The following is a 19,200-nucleotide window of genomic DNA, read 5'->3' as shown; positions in this document are numbered from 1 at the left end:
GCAGCCGCCCCCGAACAACAGGTAAAAACAAGCCCCGGAGCCACACTTCCCGCCCGGGGAAAACAAACCCCGGAACAGGCGTTCCGGGGTTTTCCATGCAGCGGGGGTACCGCGCTGCTTCATGCCTTGCGGTAAGACAGCGCCCCCGAGGGGCACTTCTCCACCTGCGCAATGATCTTGTCGGTCGTGGAATTCTCCAGTTTCACCCACGGACGCTCCGAGGGACGGTAAACTTCCGGCAGCATCTTGACACATACGCCCGCATGGATGCAGAGATGCGGCTGCCATACCACGACGATCTCGCCGTTGGTATATTCGATACGTTTCTTTTCCTGTTCCATATAAATAATGTTCATGTGTGTCCGTCAGCAAGCAAAAATAGCAAAAAAACGGACACGATGAAGGCAAAGGGCGGCGGATATGTCAACAAAACCAGTTTTAAAGTATACATTTCTGGCGCACCTGCCGGACACGGCACCGCCGCGCCGGGTATCGGGCGGGGCCGGCAGCCAAAGCACGAGATCCCGGAGAGCGGCCTAAGCAGGATTGCCGGGCGACGGGCGGCGCCAGTGATCGTGAGACCCGACACGGCGGCGGCCGGGAGCCCGGACAGCAGGCATTGCCTGCGACAGAAAGCAGGAACCAGCCATTGCGGACGTCCCGAGCCCGGATACCGGATCCGGCTGCAGGGCCCGGATGCCGGCATTGCAGACACCCGGATACCGGGAGTGCAATTTTTGCAAACTCCCCACACCGATTGCCCGCCCCCGGAAACAGGCCGCAAGGGACAGGCGAAGATCACGCCTAAGGTGTTCAGGGTTGATTTTGGAAATATATTAAAAAAATTTACTTGGAATTTTGTTTTTTCGGACAAAATACATACATTTGTCCCAACGACAGTATACATGGCAATATTTCACCATATCCATCATCACCATCACCACTTTCCGAAGGGGTAAGACGGATATGCACATGTAAACGAAACCATAAAGTTTAACAAAAGTATATACGAAGCTCACCCCTGCGGGTGGGCTTTTTCGATGCTTATGCCGCGGGCGGTGTGCCAAAAACGAGACAAAAATGCTGAGAATCGCAATCCAGGCCAAGGGCCGACTCAATGAACAGAGCATCGAACTGCTCTCCGAGGCGGGCATCCGCGTCGCCGAAAGCAAACGCAAACTCATCTCGCGCGCCGGGGGCTTCCCGCTGGAAGTGCTCTACCTGCGCGACGACGACATCCCGCAGGCCGTGGCGATGGGCGTCGCCGACCTGGGCATCGTGGGGCTGAACGAAGTGGCGGAGAAAGGATTCCGCGTAGAGCAGGCGATGGATCTCGGGTTCGGGAACTGCCGCATCTCGCTGGCCGTGGAACGCACGGTGGCATACGAAGGGCTGGATTATTTCCGCGGCAAGCGCGTCGCCACCTCCTACCCCAACATCCTCACGCGGTTCTTCGCCGAAAAGGGCATCGATGCCGAAATACACACCATCGAGGGTTCCGTGGAGATCGCCCCGGCGGTCGGGATGTCCGATGCGATCTTCGACATCGTATCGTCGGGCGGCACGCTCATCTCGAACGGGCTGGTCGAAGTCGAGAAGGTCTTTTATTCCGAGGCGGTGCTGATCGCCAACCCGGAAATGGACGAGGCGAAGCGCCGTGAAACGGCACAGCTCACCTTCCGCTTCAACTCCATCCTCGAAAGCCGGGGCATGAAATACGTGCTGATGAACCTCCCGGCGGAGAAACTCCAGGAAGCGATCGTCATCCTGCCCGGCATGCGCAGCCCCACGATCCTGCCGCTGGCGCAGGAGGGATGGTGTTCGATACACGCCGTGATCAGCGAATCCCAGCTCTGGGAACGCATCGAACGGCTCAAGGAGATCGGCGCGGAGGACATCCTGGTGCTGACGCTCGAAAACATGATCCGCTGACCCCGAAAAACACCCGGATATGGAAATGCTGAAAATCCACAACAACCCGCCGCGCCGTGAATGGCCGGCCCTCACGGCCCGCTGCACGCGGCAGGAGGGCGAAATCACGGAACGGGTCGCCGCCATCCTCTCACAGGTGCGCACGGGCGGCGACAAGGCGCTGCGCGACCTCGTGGCCCGCATCGAAGGTTACGTCCCCGAGAGGTTCGAGGTTTCCCGCAGGCAGCGCACCGAAGCGGCCAAAGCCGTGCCGCAACGGCTCAAGACGGCGCTTGCGATCGCCAAGTCCAATATCGAAGCCTTCCACAGGGCCCAGCTCCCGCCGCAGGTCGACATCGAAGTGATGCCCGGCGTGCGGTGCGTGCAGCGTGCCGTAGCCATCGGCCGCGTGGGGCTCTACATCCCGGGCGGCAACGCCCCGCTCTTCTCGACGGTGCTGATGCTCGCCCTGCCCGCCCGGATCGCCGGGTGCGGCGAGGTCGTGCTCTGCACCCCGGCCGGACGCGGCGGGAAGATCGCCCCCGAGGTGCTTTTCGCCGCCGACCTGTGCGGCGTCGACCGCATCTTCGCCGTCGGCGGGGCGCAGGCCGTGGCCGCCATGGCCTACGGCACGGAAAGCATCCCGCACGTCGAAAAAATCTTCGGCCCGGGAAACCGGTACGTCACCCGCGCCAAGCAGCTGGTAAGCGCCCAGGCCGTGGCCGTAGACCTGCCGGCAGGCCCTTCGGAAGTGATGGTGCTGGCCGACAACAGCGCCCGGGCGGAATTCGTCGCCGCCGACCTGCTGTCGCAGGCCGAGCACGGGGACGACAGCCAGGCCATCCTGGTCTGCCGTACGGAGCGTTTCGCACGGCAGGTAACCCGGGCCGTCGAGGAGCAGATCCGGTACCTCAGCCGCGGCGAGGCGATCCGCAATTCGCTGGCCAACAGCCGGATCGTATTGTTCGACGAGGAATACAAGCAGATTGCGTTCGCCAACGCCTATGCCCCGGAGCACCTGATCGTCTCGATGCGCGACGCATGGGGCATCGCCGCCAAGATCACGGCCGCGGGCAGCGTCTTCATCGGCAATTACTCGCCCGAAAGCGCCGGGGACTACGCCTCGGGCACCAACCACACGCTGCCCACGGGCGGCTGGGCCCGTGCCTGCAGCGGGGTGAACGTCGACAGTTTCATGCGCAAGATCACATTCCAGGAGCTGACGCGCGACGGGCTCGACGCGCTGGCGCCCGCAATCACGGCCATGGCCGAGGCCGAAGGGCTCGACGCACACGCCAACGCCGTGCGCGTCCGGATGAAAGGAGGGATACTATGAAACCGCTGTCGCAGTTGGTGCGCCCCAACATCCAGGCGCTGCAACCCTACTCCACGGCCCGCGACGAATATGCGGGCGGCGGGATCGACGTATGGCTCGACGCCAACGAAAGCCCCTACGACAACGGCGTTAACCGTTACCCCGACCCGCACCAGCGGGCGCTGAAAGCCCTGATCGCGGAACTGAAAGGCGTGGACGCCGGACGGATCTTCATCGGCAACGGCAGCGACGAGGCCATCGACCTCGCATTCCGGATCTTCTGCCGGCCGGGGCTGGACAACGCCGTGTCGATCGCCCCGACCTACGGGATGTACCGCGTAGCGGCAGCGACGAACGACGTGCAGATGCGCGAAGTGCCGCTGGGAGCCGGCTACTCGCTCCCGGTCGGGGCGCTGCTGGCGGCAGCCGACGAGCGCACGAAGCTGATGTGGCTCTGCTCGCCCAACAACCCCACGGGCAATGCGTTCCCGGCGCAGGAGATCGAAAGCCTGCTCCGCCGCTTCGACGGCATCGTCGTGCTGGACGAAGCCTACATCGACTTCGCCGACGGCGGCGGGTTCCTGCCGCGGCTGGGCGAGTTCCCGAACCTGATCGTCCTCCAGACGCTCTCCAAGGCGTGGGGCATGGCCGGGCTGAGGCTCGGACTGGCTTTCGCCTCGGAGCAGATCGCCGGCCTATTCGGCCGGGTGAAATACCCTTACAACATCAACACGCTCACGCAGCGGGCCGTCGCGGAATCGCTCCGCAGGGACATCTCGGCCGAGGTGGCGGCGATCCGCGCCGAACGCTCGCGCCTGGCGGCGGCACTCGCGGCATGCTCCTGCATCGGGCAGGTCTACCCGTCGGAAGGCAACTTCCTGCTGGTAAGAACCGCGGCACCCGACCTGTTGTACCGGGAGCTGGTCGCAGCGGGGGTCATCGTCCGCAACCGTTCGCGGATCGCAGGTTGCGAAGGCTGCCTGCGCATCACGGTCGGGCGCCCGGAGGAGAACGACCGCATGTTGGAAACCGTCAAAAATTTCCGCCCATGAAAAAAGCGCTCTTCATAGACCGCGACGGCACCGTGATCGCGGAGCCGCCCGCAGATTACCAGGTCGACAGCCTCGAAAAGCTGGAATTCATACCCGGTGCGATCTCGGCGCTCCGGACGCTCCGGGGGCTGGATTTCGAACTGGTGATGGCGACGAACCAGGACGGGCTGGGCACGGAGGCCTTCCCGGAGGAGGATTTCCGGCCGCCGCACGAAAAAATGCTGCGCACGCTCGCAGGCGAAGGCGTCGCGTTCGACGACATGCTCATCGACCGCACGTTCGAAAGCGACGATGCCCCGACGCGCAAACCCCGTACGGGCATGTTCGGCCGCTACACGGACGGGTCGTACGACCTCGGGGCGAGCTACGTCGTCGGCGACCGGGCGACCGACATCCTGCTGGCGCGCAACCTCGGGGCGAAGGGCATCCTCCTGGCGCCTGCCGCCGAGGGGCGCAGGATGCTGCGGGAAGCAGGCGCGGAAGAGGCATGCGTGCTCATCACGGACTCGTGGGCCGAGATCGCGGAATACATCCGCCGCGGGGAACGGCGGGTCGTCGTGACGCGCGAAACGCGCGAAACGCGAATCACCGTACGGCTCGACCTCGACGGCCGGGGCTTCGGCACCTGCGGGACAGCGGAGAACGAAATGGCGGAGAACGGAACGACGGAAAACGGGACGGAAGGCAGACCGGAAAATACGGCTGGCAGTAAGAACGGCACATCTGACGATGCGGCGTACGGCACCTGTGGCGCTGTACGGAACGGCGGAAAGGAAACCGGAGCGGGCACCCTGCCGGAAACCTCGGAAAACGGCCTGTCAAGCAGCCCCGGGAACGGCACACCGGGAAATCGGGCGGACAGCCCCGGCACACCGGGCACGGACATCCCGCCGTATTCCCCGGCGGGATGCGGCGGCGCCCCGGGCGACGGGATTTCCACCGGGCTGCGGTTCCTGGATCACATGCTGGCCCAGATCGCCCACCACGGCGGGGTGTCGCTCACGGTGGAGGCGCACGGCGACCTGGACATCGACGAACACCACACGATGGAAGACGTGGCGATCGTGCTGGGCGAGGCCATCGACCGCGCCCTGGGGTCGAAGGCGGGCATCGGCCGCTACGGCTTCGCACTGCCGATGGACGACTGCCGGGCGCTGGTACTGCTCGACTTCGGGGGGCGCATCGACTTCGAATGGGACGCCGAATTCCGCCGCGAGCGGGTCGGGGACGTCCCGACGGAGATGTTCCGCCACTTTTTCCACTCGCTCTGCTGCGCGGCACGCTGCAACCTGCAGATTTCGGCGCGCGGCGGGAACGACCACCACAAGGCCGAGGCGATCTTCAAGGCTTTCGCGCGTGCGCTGCGCATGGCCGTGGCACGCACCGGCTTCGGATACGACATACCCAGCAGCAAAGGCATACTATGATAGCGATCACGGATTACGATACGGGCAACCTGCGTTCGGTAGCCAATGCCCTGCGGCGCATCGGCGCCGAATTTACGGTCACGTCCGACGCCGCGGTGCTGCGGCAGGCGGACAGGGTGCTCCTCCCGGGCGTGGGCGAAGCCTCGTCGGCAATGGCCAAACTCCGCGAACGGGGACTGGATGCGCTCATCCCCACCCTGACGCAACCCGTACTGGGCATCTGCATCGGCATGCAGCTGATGTGCCTGGACAGCGAGGAGGGAGACACCCGCTGCCTGGGCATCTTCCCGGCGCACGTCGTGCGGCTGAGAGGCGGGGAAAATCCGCTGAAGATTCCCCACGTAGGCTGGGACACCGTCGGCAGGCTCCGCAGCCCGCTTTTCGACGGCCTCGGCGAAGGCACCTACCTCTACTATGTCCACTCCTACGCGGCACAGGCGTGCGACGCCACGATCGCCCAAACCGACTACGGAGGGATATTCAGCGCCGCCCTGGGGCGCGGCAATTTCTTCGGCACGCAGTTCCACCCCGAAAAGAGCGGGCGGGCGGGCGAGCGGATACTGCGCAATTTCCTAAAACTCTGATGACATGAAAATCGAAATCATACCCGCAACGGACATCATCGGCGGCGCCTGCGTGCGCCTGACGCAGGGCGACTACGGCCGCCGGACGACCTACTACCGCGACCCGCTGGAAGCGGCGCAACGCTTCGAAGAGGCGGGCATCCGCCGGCTGCACATGGTCGACCTCGACGGCGCCAAGGCGTCGGAGCCCCGCAACCTCGCCGTGCTGGAACGCGTGGCGACGAAAACCACGCTCGAAGTACAGTACGGCGGCGGAATCAAAAGCCGCGGGGCACTGCGCAGCGTATTCGACGCAGGCGCCAGCCGCGCCATCTGCGGCAGCATCGCCGTGCGCGAACCGGAATCGTTCGCCGAATGGCTCGCCGAATTCGGCGGCGGGAAGCTGATCCTGGGCGCCGACATCCGCGACGGCGCGGTGGCCGTACAGGGATGGGCGGAGCGATCCGAGATGACGGCGCAGGAGCTTATCGCCCGCTTCGCACCGCAGGGGCTCGCGCAGGTCATCTGCACCGACATCGCCCGCGACGGGATGCTGTGCGGCACCTCGGCGGAATTCTACGCTGGGTTGCAGGGACAGTTCCCCGGGGTGGAAATCACCGTGAGCGGCGGCATCGCCTCGATGACCGACATCGAGGCGCTCGACGGCGCGGGGCTGCGCAGCGTAATCGTCGGCAAAGCCCTCTACGAAGGACGTATCACCCTCGAAGAACTGAAAAGATGCTTGCCAAACGCATAATCCCCTGCCTCGACATCCGCGAGGGACAGACCGTCAAGGGCATCAACTTCGTCGGGCTGCGCAACGTCGGCGACCCGGTGGAACTGGGGGCGAAATACGCCGCCGAAGGGGCCGACGAACTGGTATACCTCGACATCAGCGCCACGGAAGAGGGACGACAGACCTTCACGGAGCTGGTCGCCCGAATCGCCGAACGCATCGACATCCCGTTCACCGTGGGCGGAGGCATCGCATCGGTCGCCGACGCCGGGCGGCTGCTCGATGCCGGGGCGGACAAGGTCACCGTCAACAGCGCCGCCGTACGCGACCCTGCGCTGATCGACGCCATCGCGTCGAAATACGGGTCGCAGTTCGTCGTCGCGGCCATCGACGCGCGGATGACCGACGGCGTATGGCGCGTCACGACCCACGGCGGCAAACGCATGACCGACCGCGAGCTTTTCGCATGGGCGCACGAAGTCTGCCAGCGGGGCGCGGGCGAGCTGCTCTTCACCTCGATGGACCACGACGGCACGCGCGACGGCTACCCGTGCGAGACCTTCGCACGGCTGGCCGAGCTGCCCATCCCCATCATCGCCTCGGGCGGCGCAGGGTCGGTGCGGCACATTGCCGACGTGCTGACGCTCGGCCGTGCCGACGCGGCGCTCGCGGCAAGCATCTTCCACTACAACGAAATCCCGATCCCCGTGCTCAAACGGGAATTGCGCCGGCTGAATATCAACGTAAGACAATAGACACCATGGAAATCACAGCAAAACCCTTCGAGGCGCTCGACGCCGCGAAGCAGGCCGACGGACTGATCCCCGCCATCATACAGGACGCGCGCACCCTGCGGGTGCTGATGCTCGGCTACATGAACCGGGAGGCTTACGAAAAGAGCCTTGCCGAAGGCCGCGTCACCTTTTACAGCCGCACGCGCCGCCGCCTCTGGACAAAAGGCGAAACGAGCGGCAACTACCTCGACATCGTATCGGTCACCGCCGACTGCGACAACGACACGCTCCTCATACGCGCCATCCCCCACGGCCCGACCTGCCACACGGGGGCGGCGAGCTGTTTCGACGGGGCCGCCGCCGGGACGGAAGGTTTCATCCGCTACCTCCAGGGCGTCATCCAAAGGCGCCATGCCGAGATGCCCGAGGGCTCCTACACGAGCAAACTCTTCGACCGCGGCGTGAACAAGATCGCACAGAAAGTGGGTGAAGAGGCCGTGGAAACCGTGATCGAAGCCGTGGCGGGCAACCGTGAGGCGATGGTCTACGAAGCCTCCGACCTGATATACCACCTGCTGGTGCTGCTCGAAGCCACCGGATGCTCGATCGCCGACCTCGAAGCGGAGCTGGCGCGTCGCCACAGCTGAAAAAACGGCACACCGCCCGGGAGCAGAATGAACATGAGCCCCACGGCGCAGCGCATGGAAAAGGCCGGCATGTCTTCCGACATGCCGGCCCGTTTATTCACCATGCCGCCGTCCAACGGACGGCAGCACGCCGTTACTTAAAGACCAATGCACACTGCATGCCCTTCTCGGCCTTGCCCTCGGCGGCCTTGGAGTTGAGTACGGTTTCATGTTTGTTGACACGCATGTTGGGCGAACTGGAGCCTTCGAACGACATGGCGGAGACGCAGCCCAGCTCCTTCATGACCTTGGCCAGGTCGAGCATCGAAACGCCGACGCTGCCCTCGACCTGCTGGCCGCAGAATGCGAAGACCTTACCCTGGGCCGTGACACCGACCGCAGCACGTGCATACGCGGGATTGTTGGCATACCAACCGCTGTTACTACCGTCGTTGCAGATCGTCTGCGCTTCGGTCAGGACATTCCCGTTCCACAAAACCATCGGGATTCCGGAAACGGCCGTCTTTGCATCCCACACGGTACCGTCACTCTGAACCCGAGCCGTGAAACTGCTGCCGTCCCTGAACGGGAATGCATAGAGTTTACCATCGAACTTCTGCGACCAGGCCATCTTGTAAGCACCGTTGTTATCCTGTCCGATCGTAGCGAACGAATTGATGGCATGAGGATCCTGAACGAACTGTCCGTCACGGATGATGGTCTGAACTGCGGTACCGGCAGAAGATACACCGACCAGGTATACGTTCCAGCTGCCGTCCAAACTTTCGAGCTCCTGAATCGTCTTAAGATCGGAGCCGTTGCCGACAACGCCCATCGTCGACTGCGGGCCCATGATGGCGATGTAAGCGATATTATTGTCGACGCCGTTCAGCTTCGTGGTCTTATAGACCTTGATATATTTGGGCAGCGTGCCGAAACTTCCCGTCTCGTCCGTCCAGCCCTGGCTCAACAGGGGGTCGGTATAGCCGGTCTGTTTGACGACATAGGTGTAGTCCGTCCCGCCGTAGGTGACCACCAGCGTCCCGTCGGCGAATTCGAGGTCGAACGTCCGGTCGGCGGGGGACTTCAGGGAAGCGCCCGGCACCAGCTCGATGTCGAATACCATGGCATTGACATTCATGCCCGTCTTATAAGCGATCGTGATGGTGTTGCCGGCGATGACAGCCTCTTCGTCCCCGACCTTCGCCGAAAGGATCGGGTTGGGGATATCCTTGGGCTTGGCCGACATCAGGTAGGTTTCTTCGTGGAGGTAGCCCACGTTCACGACGACGCTGTAAGGAGACGTGAGGTTGACCTCGGCGGTCGCCGTGCCCGGCGTTTTGAGGATCGCACCCCAGGTCATGTCGAACGTAACCTTCACTTTGGAAAGGTCGGTCATGTTCTGGAACTCCCCGAAGGTAATGGTCTTGTCGGCATCCGAAATAACAGCGGAAATCGTCGAGTCGCCGTCGGCAGCCGTCACGGAAACGAAAGGCTGGGAAACTTCCGAGGGCCATTTTTTATCGTCGTCCGAACACGATGCAATAAAAAACGCACCCATGCAGCACAACAGCGCAGTCAACAGGGGGGGGGTAAAAAGTTTTTTCATAATCAGGTATTTTAGATTGAATAATTATGGGTTAGTTCTCCTTCGGGTACTTTAAGAAATTTATTCGGGGAAAATCTCGATACAAGTAATTAATTTTACAATAGGAATGTCAGACCACAAGCATCACACTTATATAATATAACAATCCATTTTAAAAATATAAATGCAACATTATTTCCACACGAATGTAGTAATAATATTTATTATGACAATGTTTTTTGAGCAAAAAAAGTTAATAAATGAACCCTTCAAAGTAATATTTTTTGGATAACAAAATACAACTAACTGATTTTATGCGACATAAGAATATATAAAGCAACCCGTCAGGACAAGGCAAGGCGGACGGGATCGGCGACCGCGGAGAAATAAAACCGGGCGGATCGGCGGTCGGAAGGGGCGGGAGTGTCGGGAAGGGAAAGGCTGACAGACCGGAAGGGCAGTCGGAGGGCTGTCAGAGGGCTGTCGGGCTGGAGGCTGGAGGGTTCCGTGGAGGAGGGAGCCGGAACGGATGAGGGCTATACGATCATCTGGTTAAGTTTACGGTATTCACGCGGAGTTTGATGGTAAACGGCCCGGAATGTCTTGTAAAAATGGCCCAGGTTGCGGAATCCGCAGTTGCTGCAAATTTGTTTGATCGGCATGTTGGTGATGGCCAGCTGCGTGATGGCATAGCGCATACGGAATTCATTGACCAGTTCGGTGAGCGTCTTGTAGAAATGGATGCGCACGATTCGGTTCACATGGTCGATATTCCGATCGCACAAATCGACAAAGCCCGCCACGCCCCGGGCAAAATGCTCGGGGCTGTTGTATTTCTGAATGGCATTGAAGAGCCACAAGGGGATCTCGGAATTATCCTCGACCTCCTGATTGGCCGTAATAGTCCGGAAAATAAAGAGCAGCAAACTATCCAGCTGCAGCCGGGAGCGCCGGTATTTCATCGCCTCTTCGGCTCGCGAAGAGAGTCTTTTGACGATATCCTGCGAAAGTTTGATATGGAAAGGCAGCAGCGTGGAGCACCAGAAATAGAGGTTGCTGTCCCCGAAATAGCGGCTGCGCAGAAAATCAATCGTTTCGGTCGGGAATGCGATGTTGACCAGGGTGATCCCGCGCCCCGTCGCCGAAAAAGTATGGCAGTCCCGCGGGCGGATCATCACCATGTCGCCGGCCGAAAGCCTGACCTGCCTCCCGTTGACATGATGGTACCCGGTGCCTTTTTCGATCCACAGGATCTCGGCATAATCATGCGTATGCAGCGATAAATCCTGGCTCGACGTAATATTTACCCGGGCAATATGAAAAACTTCATTGGCGCTCAGGAAATAGGATAATTTAAATTGGGAATCCCGCTTCATTGGATGGCATTTTGGGCAAAAATAGCATTTCGAAACGATATTAGCAACCCTGCCCGCCCATTCCCGCACGCCGAAAAACCCCGGTTCACCGCAATTCGGGCGAACCCTGCTATATACTAAGGTAATATAGGCCCCCGCGCAAATCCGGCAGCGAAAAAAATATTCCTCCGCCTTCGGGGTCGCCACGCAGGAAGGCTGGGAATAAACACACTGGCAAGCAGGAACCCTCCGGACGAGAAACAGCGAAATATCGGAATAACGTAAAAAAGCTTCGAAATGCAGGAAACTTTGTCGGTGCTACATGTATTTTCATCCGATATATTTGCAATAGTAAAATAAGTCCCGGAAATGAAAGGAATCATCACGACCATACAACGCATGTCGATCCACGACGGCCCCGGCATCCGCTCGACGCTCTTTCTCAAGGGCTGCGACCTGAGGTGCGCATGGTGCCACAATCCGGAAACATGGAGCAAACACCGTCAGTTGCAGTATATCGCAAGTAAATGCATCCGCTGCGGAACCTGTATTGCGGCCTGCGACCAAAAAGCCCTCCGGGCCGGGGAACGGCTTGTCATCGACCGTGCCGGCTGCAACCGCTGCGGCAAATGCACCGAGGTGTGCCCGACGGGTGCCATGTCCTGGATAGGACGCGAAGTGAGCGCAGACGAGGTAGTCCGCGAATTATCGGCGGACAAAATCTTCTTCCGGACTTCGGGCGGAGGCGTCACGCTGTCGGGCGGGGAGCCGTTGCTGCAAGCCGGTTTTGCACGCGAAGTACTCGGCGGCTGCCTCGCGCAGGGAATCCATACGGCCGTCGAGTCGAACCTTACGGAAAACTGGGATGTCGTCGAAACGTTTCTCCCGCTGGTGAAACTCTGGATGTGCGACCTGAAACTGGCCGACCCGGAACTCCACCGCCGCTGGACGGGACAGGGCAATGGACGGATAATCTCCAATCTGAGGCAACTCGCCGACAAGGGGGTGCCGATAATCGTACGCACCCCGGTCGTCCCCGGCGTTAACGACACGGCGGAAGCCATCGACGCATTGTGCCGCATCATATCCGGTTTGGGCGGGAACGTCGCTTACGAACTGCTGGGCTTCCACCCCCTCGGATTCGGCAAGTTCGATGACCTCGGAATGACGAACCCCATGGCGGGCACCGGGGCCCTCGACGGCAGCATACTGGAGGAATTAAAAAAAATACCCCGGCGTTACGGAATAAAAAGCAAACTGTAAAATACCGATTATATGAAAGATTACAACGAAAGGATCGCCCGGCTGCGGCTGCGCAAGCTGGCGCAAACGCAGGAAAAAATACGTGTCGAAGGCGCCCTCGACGAGGATGATTACGGGCGTATCGTACCGCCCCCGGGGGTGTGGCATATCCTGCCGAACAACCCCGACGGATCGTTTTACGGGTACGACGCATGGGCGGACAACTTTTGCGACCTGATGTCCGTACACCCCGTATATATCGACCCCGACGATGCATTCGCAGGGCGGTGGATGTATTTCATGTCCAAGATGCGACCCAACAAATGGAATCCGGATTATCCGTACGACCATCTGAAAGAGAACATTTCCCGATACGACATCATCTGCGGCATCGGCGACGACGCACACTTCGCCCCCGATTATGAAATGGGAGTACGGCTTGGATGGGGCGGGCTGGTCGAACGCATCGAACATTGGAAAAAGGTCAACACGACCCCGGAGCAACAACATTTCTATGCACTGCACCTGCGGGTGATCCGGGCCGTGCAGGGCTGGATCCAACGCCATGTGGACGAGGCGCGTCGTCTGGCCGCAACATGCGGCGACCCCGAAAAAAAGGCGCTGTTGACCGAACTCGCAGACATGAACGAACGAATCATCTCCGACGCCCCGGCGACCCTGCGCGAAGCCTGCCAATGGATCATCTGGTTCCATCTGGCGTCCCGCACCTACAACCGCGACGGCGCCGGGGGACAGATCGACTCGCTGCTGCGCCCTTTCTACGAACAGGACAAGGCAAACGGGATCCTCGACGATGAAACGGCCGTATATTACCTGGCCTGCCTGCTCATCAACGACCCGATATACTGGCAGCTGGGAGGGCCCGATGCATCGGGCCGCGACCAGACCTCGCACATCTCGTTCCTCGTCCTCGAAGCGGCGGACAAGATCAATACCTCGCTCAACCTCACCGTACGCGTCCACGACGGGCTCGATCCGCAGCTGTTCCGAAAATCGGTGGAATACCTGGTGAAAAACAAAAACGGATGGCCGCGATTTTCCGGGGACAAGGCCCTCGTGGAAAACTTCATGCGGAACGGATACAGCGCAGAACTGGCACGCAGGCGCATCGCCGTGGGCTGCAACTGGATGTCGCTTCCCGGATTGGAATATACGATGAACGACCTTGTGAAGGTCAATATGGCGCGGGTATTCGAAATTGCCTATTACGACACGGTGAAGGATCCCGCCCCGACGACGGAGCGCCTTTGGGAGAAGTTCGCACACCACCTCGCCCTGGCCGTGCATACGGCCGCCGAAGGAATCCGGCATCATCTGAAATACCAGAAATACAACGAACCCGAACTGCTCCTCAACCTGCTGAGCCACGGCCCGATGGAAAAAGGGGTGGATGTATCGGACGGCGGAGCGGAATACTACAACCTTTCGATCGACGGCGCCGGGCTGGCAATCGTCGCCGATTCCTTTTCGGCGCTCGAACAGCATGTCGAACGGCAGAAACACCTGACATGGGAACAGGTTACCGGAGCCCTGCTCGACGATTTTGCCGGTACGGAAGGTGAAAAGATCCGGCTGCAGCTCCGCAACAGCGGACGCTACGGAGCGGAAGGATCGGCCGGGGAACGCTGGGCGCTGCGAATCAAAGACGAGTTCACGGCCCTGGTACGCCGCGAATCCGAACCGGAACTCCGCCGCTGCTTCATCCCCGGATTCTTCTCCTGGGCCAATACGATAGGGTTCGGCCGAAGCGTTGGGGCGACACCCGACGGCCGGCGGGCCGGGACGCCTATTTCGCACGGGGCGAATCCCACGCCGGGGTTCGTTGCCGACGGGGCTTCGCTTTCGCTGGCAACCGTCATCGCACGCATCCAGCCCCGCTACGGCAACACGGCGCCGATGCAATGGGAACTCGACCCCTCGTTCGCGCACGAGGAAAATGCGGAACTGATCGGCTCGATTATCAAAGCCCACTTCGAAATGGGAGGCACGCTCATCAACGTCAACATCATGGATAAGCAAAAGGTGCTCGACGCGCACAAGGATCCGTCGAAATATCCCGACCTGGTCGTCCGCGTCACAGGGTTCACCGCCTATTTCTCGATGCTCTCGCCCCAATTCCGCCAATTGGTCGTAGACCGTATTCTCGTAAGCTGACACGACTCATACCCGAACAAACCTGCTAAAATGAACCTGAACATGAAAATTATCGATTGTTATGCCCCGCGTGAAGCGGGCTACCACCCTTTCCTCATCGGGCCGGTGTGGCAAACGGCCGTTCTCAATTATGCCCCGGCGGAGTCGCTCGAACAGATCGACAAGCTGGACGTACACCACCAGACCGACGAGTTGTTCGTATTGCTCGAAGGGAATGCGGTACTCATCGCCGCGGCGTTGGACGACAGCGGCATCGCAGGGTACGACCTGCAGGACATGCAGCCCGGCATAGCCTACAACATCCGCCGCAACGTATGGCACAAAATAGCCATGAGCGAAGGCAGCCGCGTGCTGATCGTCGAGAATGCCGACACTCACAGGGGCGACTTCGAATTCCGCGGGCTTTCCGCACAGGAACGGGAAGAACTGTGCCGCCGGGTGAGGGATTGCAGAAACGCCTCAAAACATTGATATCATGGAAACGAACGTCTTATCCGGATTGTTACTGATCCTGCTGGCCGGCAGTTGCTCGGGCGTTTTCTCCGTCCCGTTCAAATTCAACCGGGGCTGGGCCTGGGAGAACAACTGGTTCATATGGAGTTTTGCCGCGCTGCTGGTCATGCCGTGGCTCATGGCATGGCTGACCGTACCCCGGTTGGGAACACTCTACGGCGCAGACCCGCACAGCACATCGTTGGTGGCGCTCTTCGGCCTCACCTGGGGTGTCGGAGCGATCCTGTTCGGCAAGGGGATAGATTATCTGGGCATCTCGCTCAGCCTGCCGATCATGCAGGGGCTCATCAACTCCATCGGCACGCTCATGCCGATCGTACTGCGCGATCCGTCGGAACTGGCTACTCCCGCCGGGCTGAGAATACTTGCGGGAGTGGCGGTTATCCTGGCCGGCATCATACTCTTCGCGCTGGCAGGAAGCCGGAAGGAGCAGTCGGAAGGCTCCCGCCAGACGGGTGCGCAGTCCCGCTCCCGGTTTCGCAAAGGATTGGTCATCTGCCTGCTGGCCGGTATATTCGGCCCGATGATAAATTTCGCATTCGTTTACGGGGCCCCGCTGCAACAGCAGGCCGTAGCCCTGGGGGCCGACCCGGTTTATGCGGGCAATGCTGTCTGGAGCGTCGCCCTGACCGCCGGATTCCTGATCAACGCCGCCGAATGCATCCGGCTGTTCCGTCGCAACCGCACGTGGAAGCACTATGCATCGCGTCGCGTACCTGGCATCACGCTGGCCGCCGTCGCCGGAATAGTATGGTACATGAGCATTATGCTCTACGGGATGGGCGGCAACCGGATGGGTGAAGCCGGTGCCTCCGTGGGCTGGGCGGTCATGCAGTCCGTAGCGATCATTGCGGGGAATGCCGCAGGAATCTGCTCGGGCGAATGGCGCGCAACGACGCGGCACGCCCAATGGCCGATGGCAGCCGGACTCTGTTGTTTAGTCCTCGGGGTCGTGATATTATCGCGGGGATTATAGTCTCGAACCTAAAACCTTAAAAATATGGATCTGATGAAAATTTTTGGCAAAACGAAACTCGCCGGTTCCCTTCGGAACCTGGCCTTGGCCTTAAGCTGCGCCGCAGGAGTGTTATTCGCCTGCCCGGCAGCTGCGGAAGAGCCCGCAGACCGGGTTCAGGGCGTGGTGACCCTCGAATCGGGCGAACCCCTGGCGGGTGTCACCGTCATGGTCGAAGGCAGCCATACGGGCGTGACTACCGATGCCGACGGGCGCTTCGAACTCAAAGGCGTAAAAAACGGAACCGTATTGGCCTTCTCATTCATCGGCATGGAGCCGGCAAAGGCCACCGTCACGGGCCCGACGCTGCACATCAGCATGAAAGAGAGCGCAATTGCAGTCGAAGAGGTTGTAGCCATCGGTTACAGCACCGTCCGCAAGGAAGAACTTACGAGTTCCGTCACCCGGGTCGACGCTTCCGATTTCAACGGTGGCGTTACGACCAGCCCCATCAACCTGATCAGCGGCAAAGTCCCCGGCCTGACGATCCGCAATACGGCGGGTACGGATCCCAATGCGGCTCCCGAAATACAGCTCCGCGGCGTAGGGTCGATCCGCGCCGGAAGCACGCCCCTTATCATCATCGACGGGGTTTACAGCACGATGAACGACCTGCAGGCGATCAACGCACAGGATATCGCCTCGTTCAACGTACTGAAAGACGCATCGTCCGCGGCGATCTACGGCACGCGGGGCAGCAACGGCGTCATCATCGTCGAAACGAAAAATGCGGAACAGGGACGCGCACATATCGACTACACGAGTTATTACTACACGGAACGCGCCGCCCGCAAACTCGATATGATGTCGGCAAACCAGTATCTCGACTACCTGACGCGCCACGGGCAATCGGCGGCGAACAACGATTACGGGTTCTCGACCGACTGGACGGACGAGCTGTTACGCAACAACTTCAGCTATTACCAGGGCGTCTCCTTTTCGACGAGCGGCAAAAATTCCTCGCTGCGCGCCTCGGTCGGTTATCGCAATTCCGAAGGAATGGTGCTCCGCACAGGGAACGAACAGCTGATGGGACGCATCAACTTCAGGCAGGATTTCTTCAACCGGGTGCTGAGCATCGAGGGAACGGCGAGCGGCACGGACACCAAAATGCAATATACCGATTACAGCGCATTCATGCAGGCAATGGTATACCACCCCACGGCTCCCGTCTACGGCGCTGACGGCAAATTTTTCGAATACGAGGGCGTGGGGCCCTACAACCCCGTGGCCATGCTCTCGCAGGTGGATAACCGCGGCGAACGGTTCAACTATGCGGGCAACATCACCGCCACGCTCCGTCCGGTAACGGGGCTGAAGGTCGTGGCATCGCTCTCGTCGAACAACGAGAACTACGAAGCGAGCAAATACGTGAGCCGGGAATCGAGATACAGCATCCTGGGCAATTACGACGGCTCGGCCGAGATGAGCAATTACTTTTACAAGACCAATACGCTCGAAGCCTATGCCGATTACAACTGGACGGACAACGTCCACAATTTCGGCGTGATGGCCGGTTACTCGTACAGCCAGACCAAGCGTACATGGTCGAACGCATCGAATGCCGGGTTCCTGACCGACGCACTCGGGCCGAACAACATAGGGAACGGCACATGGCTCGAAGAGGGGCTCGCATCCATGGGACGGGGCGAAGACGAATCCAAGCTCATTGCATTTTTCGGCCGGGTGAACTATTCCTACAAAGGGCGCTACCTTTTCAACGCCAGCATCCGCCGCGAGGGTTCGACCCGCTTCGGCGAAAACAACAAATGGGGCTGGTTCCCCGCCCTGTCGGGCGCCTGGCGCATATCGGAAGAACCTTTCATGGCCGGGGCGAAAGCCGTCAGCAACCTCAAGCTGCGCGCCGGGTTCGGCATCACGGGCAACCAGGACATCCCGCTCTACGCCTCTATTTCCAAATACAACGACCTGGGATACGCCTACATAAACGGAAGCTGGCAGAAGGTCTACGGCCCGACGACCAATCCTAACCCGGATCTGCGCTGGGAGAAGAACACCGAGTACAATGTCGGCGTCGATGCCGGGTTGTGGGACAACCGCCTGACCGCATCGGTCGATTACTATTACCGCAAGACCACCGACCTACTCGACTGGTACGACGCGCAGGTTCCGTCCAGCATCTACAATACGATATTCACGAACGTCGGGACGCTGACCAACCAGGGTGTAGAGGTCGCCCTGGGTTGGGATGCCGTGCGCAGGGAAAACCTGACATGGCATATCGACGGGAACTTCTCGTACAACGCCAACGAACTGGTTTCGCTTTCGAACGACACCTACAAAGCCAACCACATTCCCTACAACACGCTCAGTTCGCCGGCCAACGGGCAAACGACCTACATTTTCGAGGCGGGACATCCGATCGGCACCTTTTACGGACTGAAATACCGGGGCTTCAACACGGCCGGCAAATGGGTTTTCGAAGACTACGACCACAACGGCTCCTATACCGAAGACGACTTCACCTATCTGGGCAGCGGCCTTCCCAAGTGGAATTTCAGCCTTTCGAGCTCGCTGACCTGGAAAAACCTCGATTTCTCGTTCCTGTTCCGCGGTGCAGCCGATTTCATGGTGCTAAACACGAAGCGCATCTATTATGAAAACTCGGTGTCGCTGCCGTTCAACCTGCTCGCATCGGCCATAGATTCGCCGCTGAACGACTCCGCCGTATTCTCGGACTATTACCTGGAAAAAGGCAACTACCTCAAACTGGACAACCTGACGCTGGGCTATACGTTCCGCTTCCCGAAACTCTCATGGCTGGATCACATCCGCATCTATGCCACGGCCACCAACCTCTGGACGATCACCGGCTATACGGGAGTCGATCCCGAAGTCGGTTCGGGGCTTACGCCGGGATTCGACGACTCGGGCTATTATCCACGTGCTACGACCTATCTTTTCGGTTTAAACATCAAATTCTGAGA

17 protein-coding genes are annotated in these 19,200 nt (G+C 60.1%); 14 read left to right on the top strand and 3 right to left on the bottom strand.

Annotated features, from left to right (window positions below):
• Positions 1-119 precede the first annotated feature (119 nt).
• Complete coding sequence (locus NQ559_RS13950; RefSeq protein WP_026318608.1) at positions 120-341, bottom strand: (4Fe-4S)-binding protein; 222 nt, start codon at positions 339-341, stop codon at positions 120-122.
• Between the two features lie 57 nt (positions 342-398).
• Between NQ559_RS13950 and NQ559_RS13945 the strand changes: the two genes are divergently transcribed.
• The 9 genes from NQ559_RS13945 to hisIE all read left to right on the top strand — a co-directional run bounded on the left by NQ559_RS13945 (position 399) and on the right by hisIE (position 8,385).
• Positions 399-959, top strand: coding sequence for a hypothetical protein (locus NQ559_RS13945; RefSeq protein ID WP_018697082.1), 561 nt, complete (start codon positions 399-401; stop codon positions 957-959).
• A gap of 121 nt (positions 960-1,080) precedes the next feature.
• Positions 1,081-1,932: an ATP phosphoribosyltransferase gene (hisG, locus tag NQ559_RS13940; RefSeq protein ID WP_018697083.1), complete on the top strand. Its 852-nt coding sequence runs from the start codon at positions 1,081-1,083 to the stop codon at positions 1,930-1,932.
• A gap of 19 nt (positions 1,933-1,951) precedes the next feature.
• Entirely contained in the window at positions 1,952-3,247 is a 1,296-nt protein-coding gene (gene hisD, locus NQ559_RS13935) for a histidinol dehydrogenase (protein ID WP_018697084.1), read from the top strand.
• Positions 3,244-4,278 (top strand): histidinol-phosphate transaminase, encoded by a 1,035-nt coding sequence (hisC, locus tag NQ559_RS13930; RefSeq protein WP_018697085.1) that lies wholly within the window; start codon positions 3,244-3,246, stop codon positions 4,276-4,278. The genes hisD and hisC overlap by 4 nt, the downstream gene beginning before the upstream one ends.
• Positions 4,275-5,705 (top strand): histidinol-phosphatase, encoded by a 1,431-nt coding sequence (gene hisB, locus NQ559_RS13925; RefSeq protein ID WP_018697086.1) that lies wholly within the window; start codon positions 4,275-4,277, stop codon positions 5,703-5,705. Before hisC ends, hisB begins: the two co-directional genes overlap by 4 nt.
• On the top strand, positions 5,702-6,289 hold the full coding sequence (gene hisH / locus NQ559_RS13920; protein ID WP_018697087.1) for an imidazole glycerol phosphate synthase subunit HisH: 588 nt from the start codon (positions 5,702-5,704) through the stop codon (positions 6,287-6,289). Before hisB ends, hisH begins: the two co-directional genes overlap by 4 nt.
• Positions 6,290-6,293: 4 nt before the next feature.
• Entirely contained in the window at positions 6,294-7,025 is a 732-nt protein-coding gene (gene hisA / locus NQ559_RS13915; protein ID WP_018697088.1) for a 1-(5-phosphoribosyl)-5-[(5-phosphoribosylamino)methylideneamino]imidazole-4-carboxamide isomerase, read from the top strand.
• On the top strand, positions 7,007-7,759 hold the full coding sequence (gene hisF / locus NQ559_RS13910) for an imidazole glycerol phosphate synthase subunit HisF (protein WP_018697089.1): 753 nt from the start codon (positions 7,007-7,009) through the stop codon (positions 7,757-7,759). The genes hisA and hisF overlap by 19 nt, the downstream gene beginning before the upstream one ends.
• Positions 7,760-7,764: 5 nt before the next feature.
• A complete protein-coding gene (hisIE, locus tag NQ559_RS13905; RefSeq protein WP_018697090.1) occupies positions 7,765-8,385 on the top strand; it encodes a bifunctional phosphoribosyl-AMP cyclohydrolase/phosphoribosyl-ATP diphosphatase HisIE in 621 nt (206 codons plus the stop codon).
• A 133-nt stretch (positions 8,386-8,518) separates the two neighbouring features.
• On the opposite strand, the gene NQ559_RS13900 is transcribed toward hisIE, so the two are convergent.
• Both NQ559_RS13900 and NQ559_RS13895 read right to left on the bottom strand, forming a co-directional pair.
• Positions 8,519-9,973, bottom strand: a complete 1,455-nt coding sequence (locus NQ559_RS13900; protein WP_083923891.1) for a phosphodiester glycosidase family protein — start codon at positions 9,971-9,973, stop codon at positions 8,519-8,521.
• Positions 9,974-10,488: 515 nt separating this feature from the next.
• Positions 10,489-11,328 (bottom strand): AraC family transcriptional regulator, encoded by an 840-nt coding sequence (locus tag NQ559_RS13895; protein ID WP_018697093.1) that lies wholly within the window; start codon positions 11,326-11,328, stop codon positions 10,489-10,491.
• Positions 11,329-11,676: 348 nt separating this feature from the next.
• Here NQ559_RS13895 and NQ559_RS13890 point away from each other — a divergent pair, with 348 nt between their 5' ends.
• Genes NQ559_RS13890 through NQ559_RS13870 form a run of 5 tightly spaced genes read left to right on the top strand, consistent with a single transcriptional unit; the run spans position 11,677 to position 19,198 of the window.
• Positions 11,677-12,570: a glycyl-radical enzyme activating protein gene (locus NQ559_RS13890; RefSeq protein WP_018697094.1), complete on the top strand. Its 894-nt coding sequence runs from the start codon at positions 11,677-11,679 to the stop codon at positions 12,568-12,570.
• Positions 12,571-12,582: 12 nt separating this feature from the next.
• Positions 12,583-14,724, top strand: coding sequence for a pyruvate formate lyase family protein (locus NQ559_RS13885; RefSeq protein ID WP_018697095.1), 2,142 nt, complete (start codon positions 12,583-12,585; stop codon positions 14,722-14,724).
• Positions 14,725-14,766: 42 nt separating this feature from the next.
• Positions 14,767-15,195 (top strand): hypothetical protein, encoded by a 429-nt coding sequence (locus NQ559_RS13880; RefSeq protein ID WP_033395367.1) that lies wholly within the window; start codon positions 14,767-14,769, stop codon positions 15,193-15,195.
• 4 nt (positions 15,196-15,199) lie between these two features.
• A complete protein-coding gene (locus NQ559_RS13875) occupies positions 15,200-16,213 on the top strand; it encodes an L-rhamnose/proton symporter RhaT (RefSeq protein WP_018697097.1) in 1,014 nt (337 codons plus the stop codon).
• A 24-nt stretch (positions 16,214-16,237) separates the two neighbouring features.
• A complete protein-coding gene (locus NQ559_RS13870; RefSeq protein WP_018697098.1) occupies positions 16,238-19,198 on the top strand; it encodes a SusC/RagA family TonB-linked outer membrane protein in 2,961 nt (986 codons plus the stop codon).
• Positions 19,199-19,200: the final 2 nt, after the last annotated feature.

Origin of the sequence: Alistipes onderdonkii (assembly GCF_025145285.1) — a bacterium.
GTDB classification, from domain to species: domain Bacteria; phylum Bacteroidota; class Bacteroidia; order Bacteroidales; family Rikenellaceae; genus Alistipes; species Alistipes onderdonkii.
This window is presented reverse-complemented; position numbering and strand designations above follow the sequence as displayed.

What these genes read in the sequence shown, in the direction of transcription:
- NQ559_RS13870 (WP_018697098.1), top strand. Translation starts at nt 16,238, where the DNA reads ATGGATCTGATGAAAATTTTTGGCAAAACGAAACTCGCCGGTTCCCTT.
- NQ559_RS13885 (WP_018697095.1), top strand. Translation starts at nt 12,583, where the DNA reads ATGAAAGATTACAACGAAAGGATCGCCCGGCTGCGGCTGCGCAAGCTG.
- NQ559_RS13895 (WP_018697093.1), bottom strand. Translation starts at nt 11,328, where the DNA reads ATGAAGCGGGATTCCCAATTTAAATTATCCTATTTCCTGAGCGCCAAT.
- hisA (WP_018697088.1), top strand. Translation starts at nt 6,294, where the DNA reads ATGAAAATCGAAATCATACCCGCAACGGACATCATCGGCGGCGCCTGC.
- hisF (WP_018697089.1), top strand. Translation starts at nt 7,007, where the DNA reads ATGCTTGCCAAACGCATAATCCCCTGCCTCGACATCCGCGAGGGACAG.
- hisIE (WP_018697090.1), top strand. Translation starts at nt 7,765, where the DNA reads ATGGAAATCACAGCAAAACCCTTCGAGGCGCTCGACGCCGCGAAGCAG.
- NQ559_RS13950 (WP_026318608.1), bottom strand. Translation starts at nt 341, where the DNA reads ATGGAACAGGAAAAGAAACGTATCGAATATACCAACGGCGAGATCGTC.
- NQ559_RS13945 (WP_018697082.1), top strand. Translation starts at nt 399, where the DNA reads ATGAAGGCAAAGGGCGGCGGATATGTCAACAAAACCAGTTTTAAAGTA.
- hisD (WP_018697084.1), top strand. Translation starts at nt 1,952, where the DNA reads ATGGAAATGCTGAAAATCCACAACAACCCGCCGCGCCGTGAATGGCCG.
- NQ559_RS13880 (WP_033395367.1), top strand. Translation starts at nt 14,767, where the DNA reads ATGAAAATTATCGATTGTTATGCCCCGCGTGAAGCGGGCTACCACCCT.
- NQ559_RS13900 (WP_083923891.1), bottom strand. Translation starts at nt 9,973, where the DNA reads ATGAAAAAACTTTTTACCCCCCCCCTGTTGACTGCGCTGTTGTGCTGC.
- hisG (WP_018697083.1), top strand. Translation starts at nt 1,081, where the DNA reads ATGCTGAGAATCGCAATCCAGGCCAAGGGCCGACTCAATGAACAGAGC.
- hisB (WP_018697086.1), top strand. Translation starts at nt 4,275, where the DNA reads ATGAAAAAAGCGCTCTTCATAGACCGCGACGGCACCGTGATCGCGGAG.
- hisC (WP_018697085.1), top strand. Translation starts at nt 3,244, where the DNA reads ATGAAACCGCTGTCGCAGTTGGTGCGCCCCAACATCCAGGCGCTGCAA.
- NQ559_RS13875 (WP_018697097.1), top strand. Translation starts at nt 15,200, where the DNA reads ATGGAAACGAACGTCTTATCCGGATTGTTACTGATCCTGCTGGCCGGC.
- hisH (WP_018697087.1), top strand. Translation starts at nt 5,702, where the DNA reads ATGATAGCGATCACGGATTACGATACGGGCAACCTGCGTTCGGTAGCC.
- NQ559_RS13890 (WP_018697094.1), top strand. Translation starts at nt 11,677, where the DNA reads ATGAAAGGAATCATCACGACCATACAACGCATGTCGATCCACGACGGC.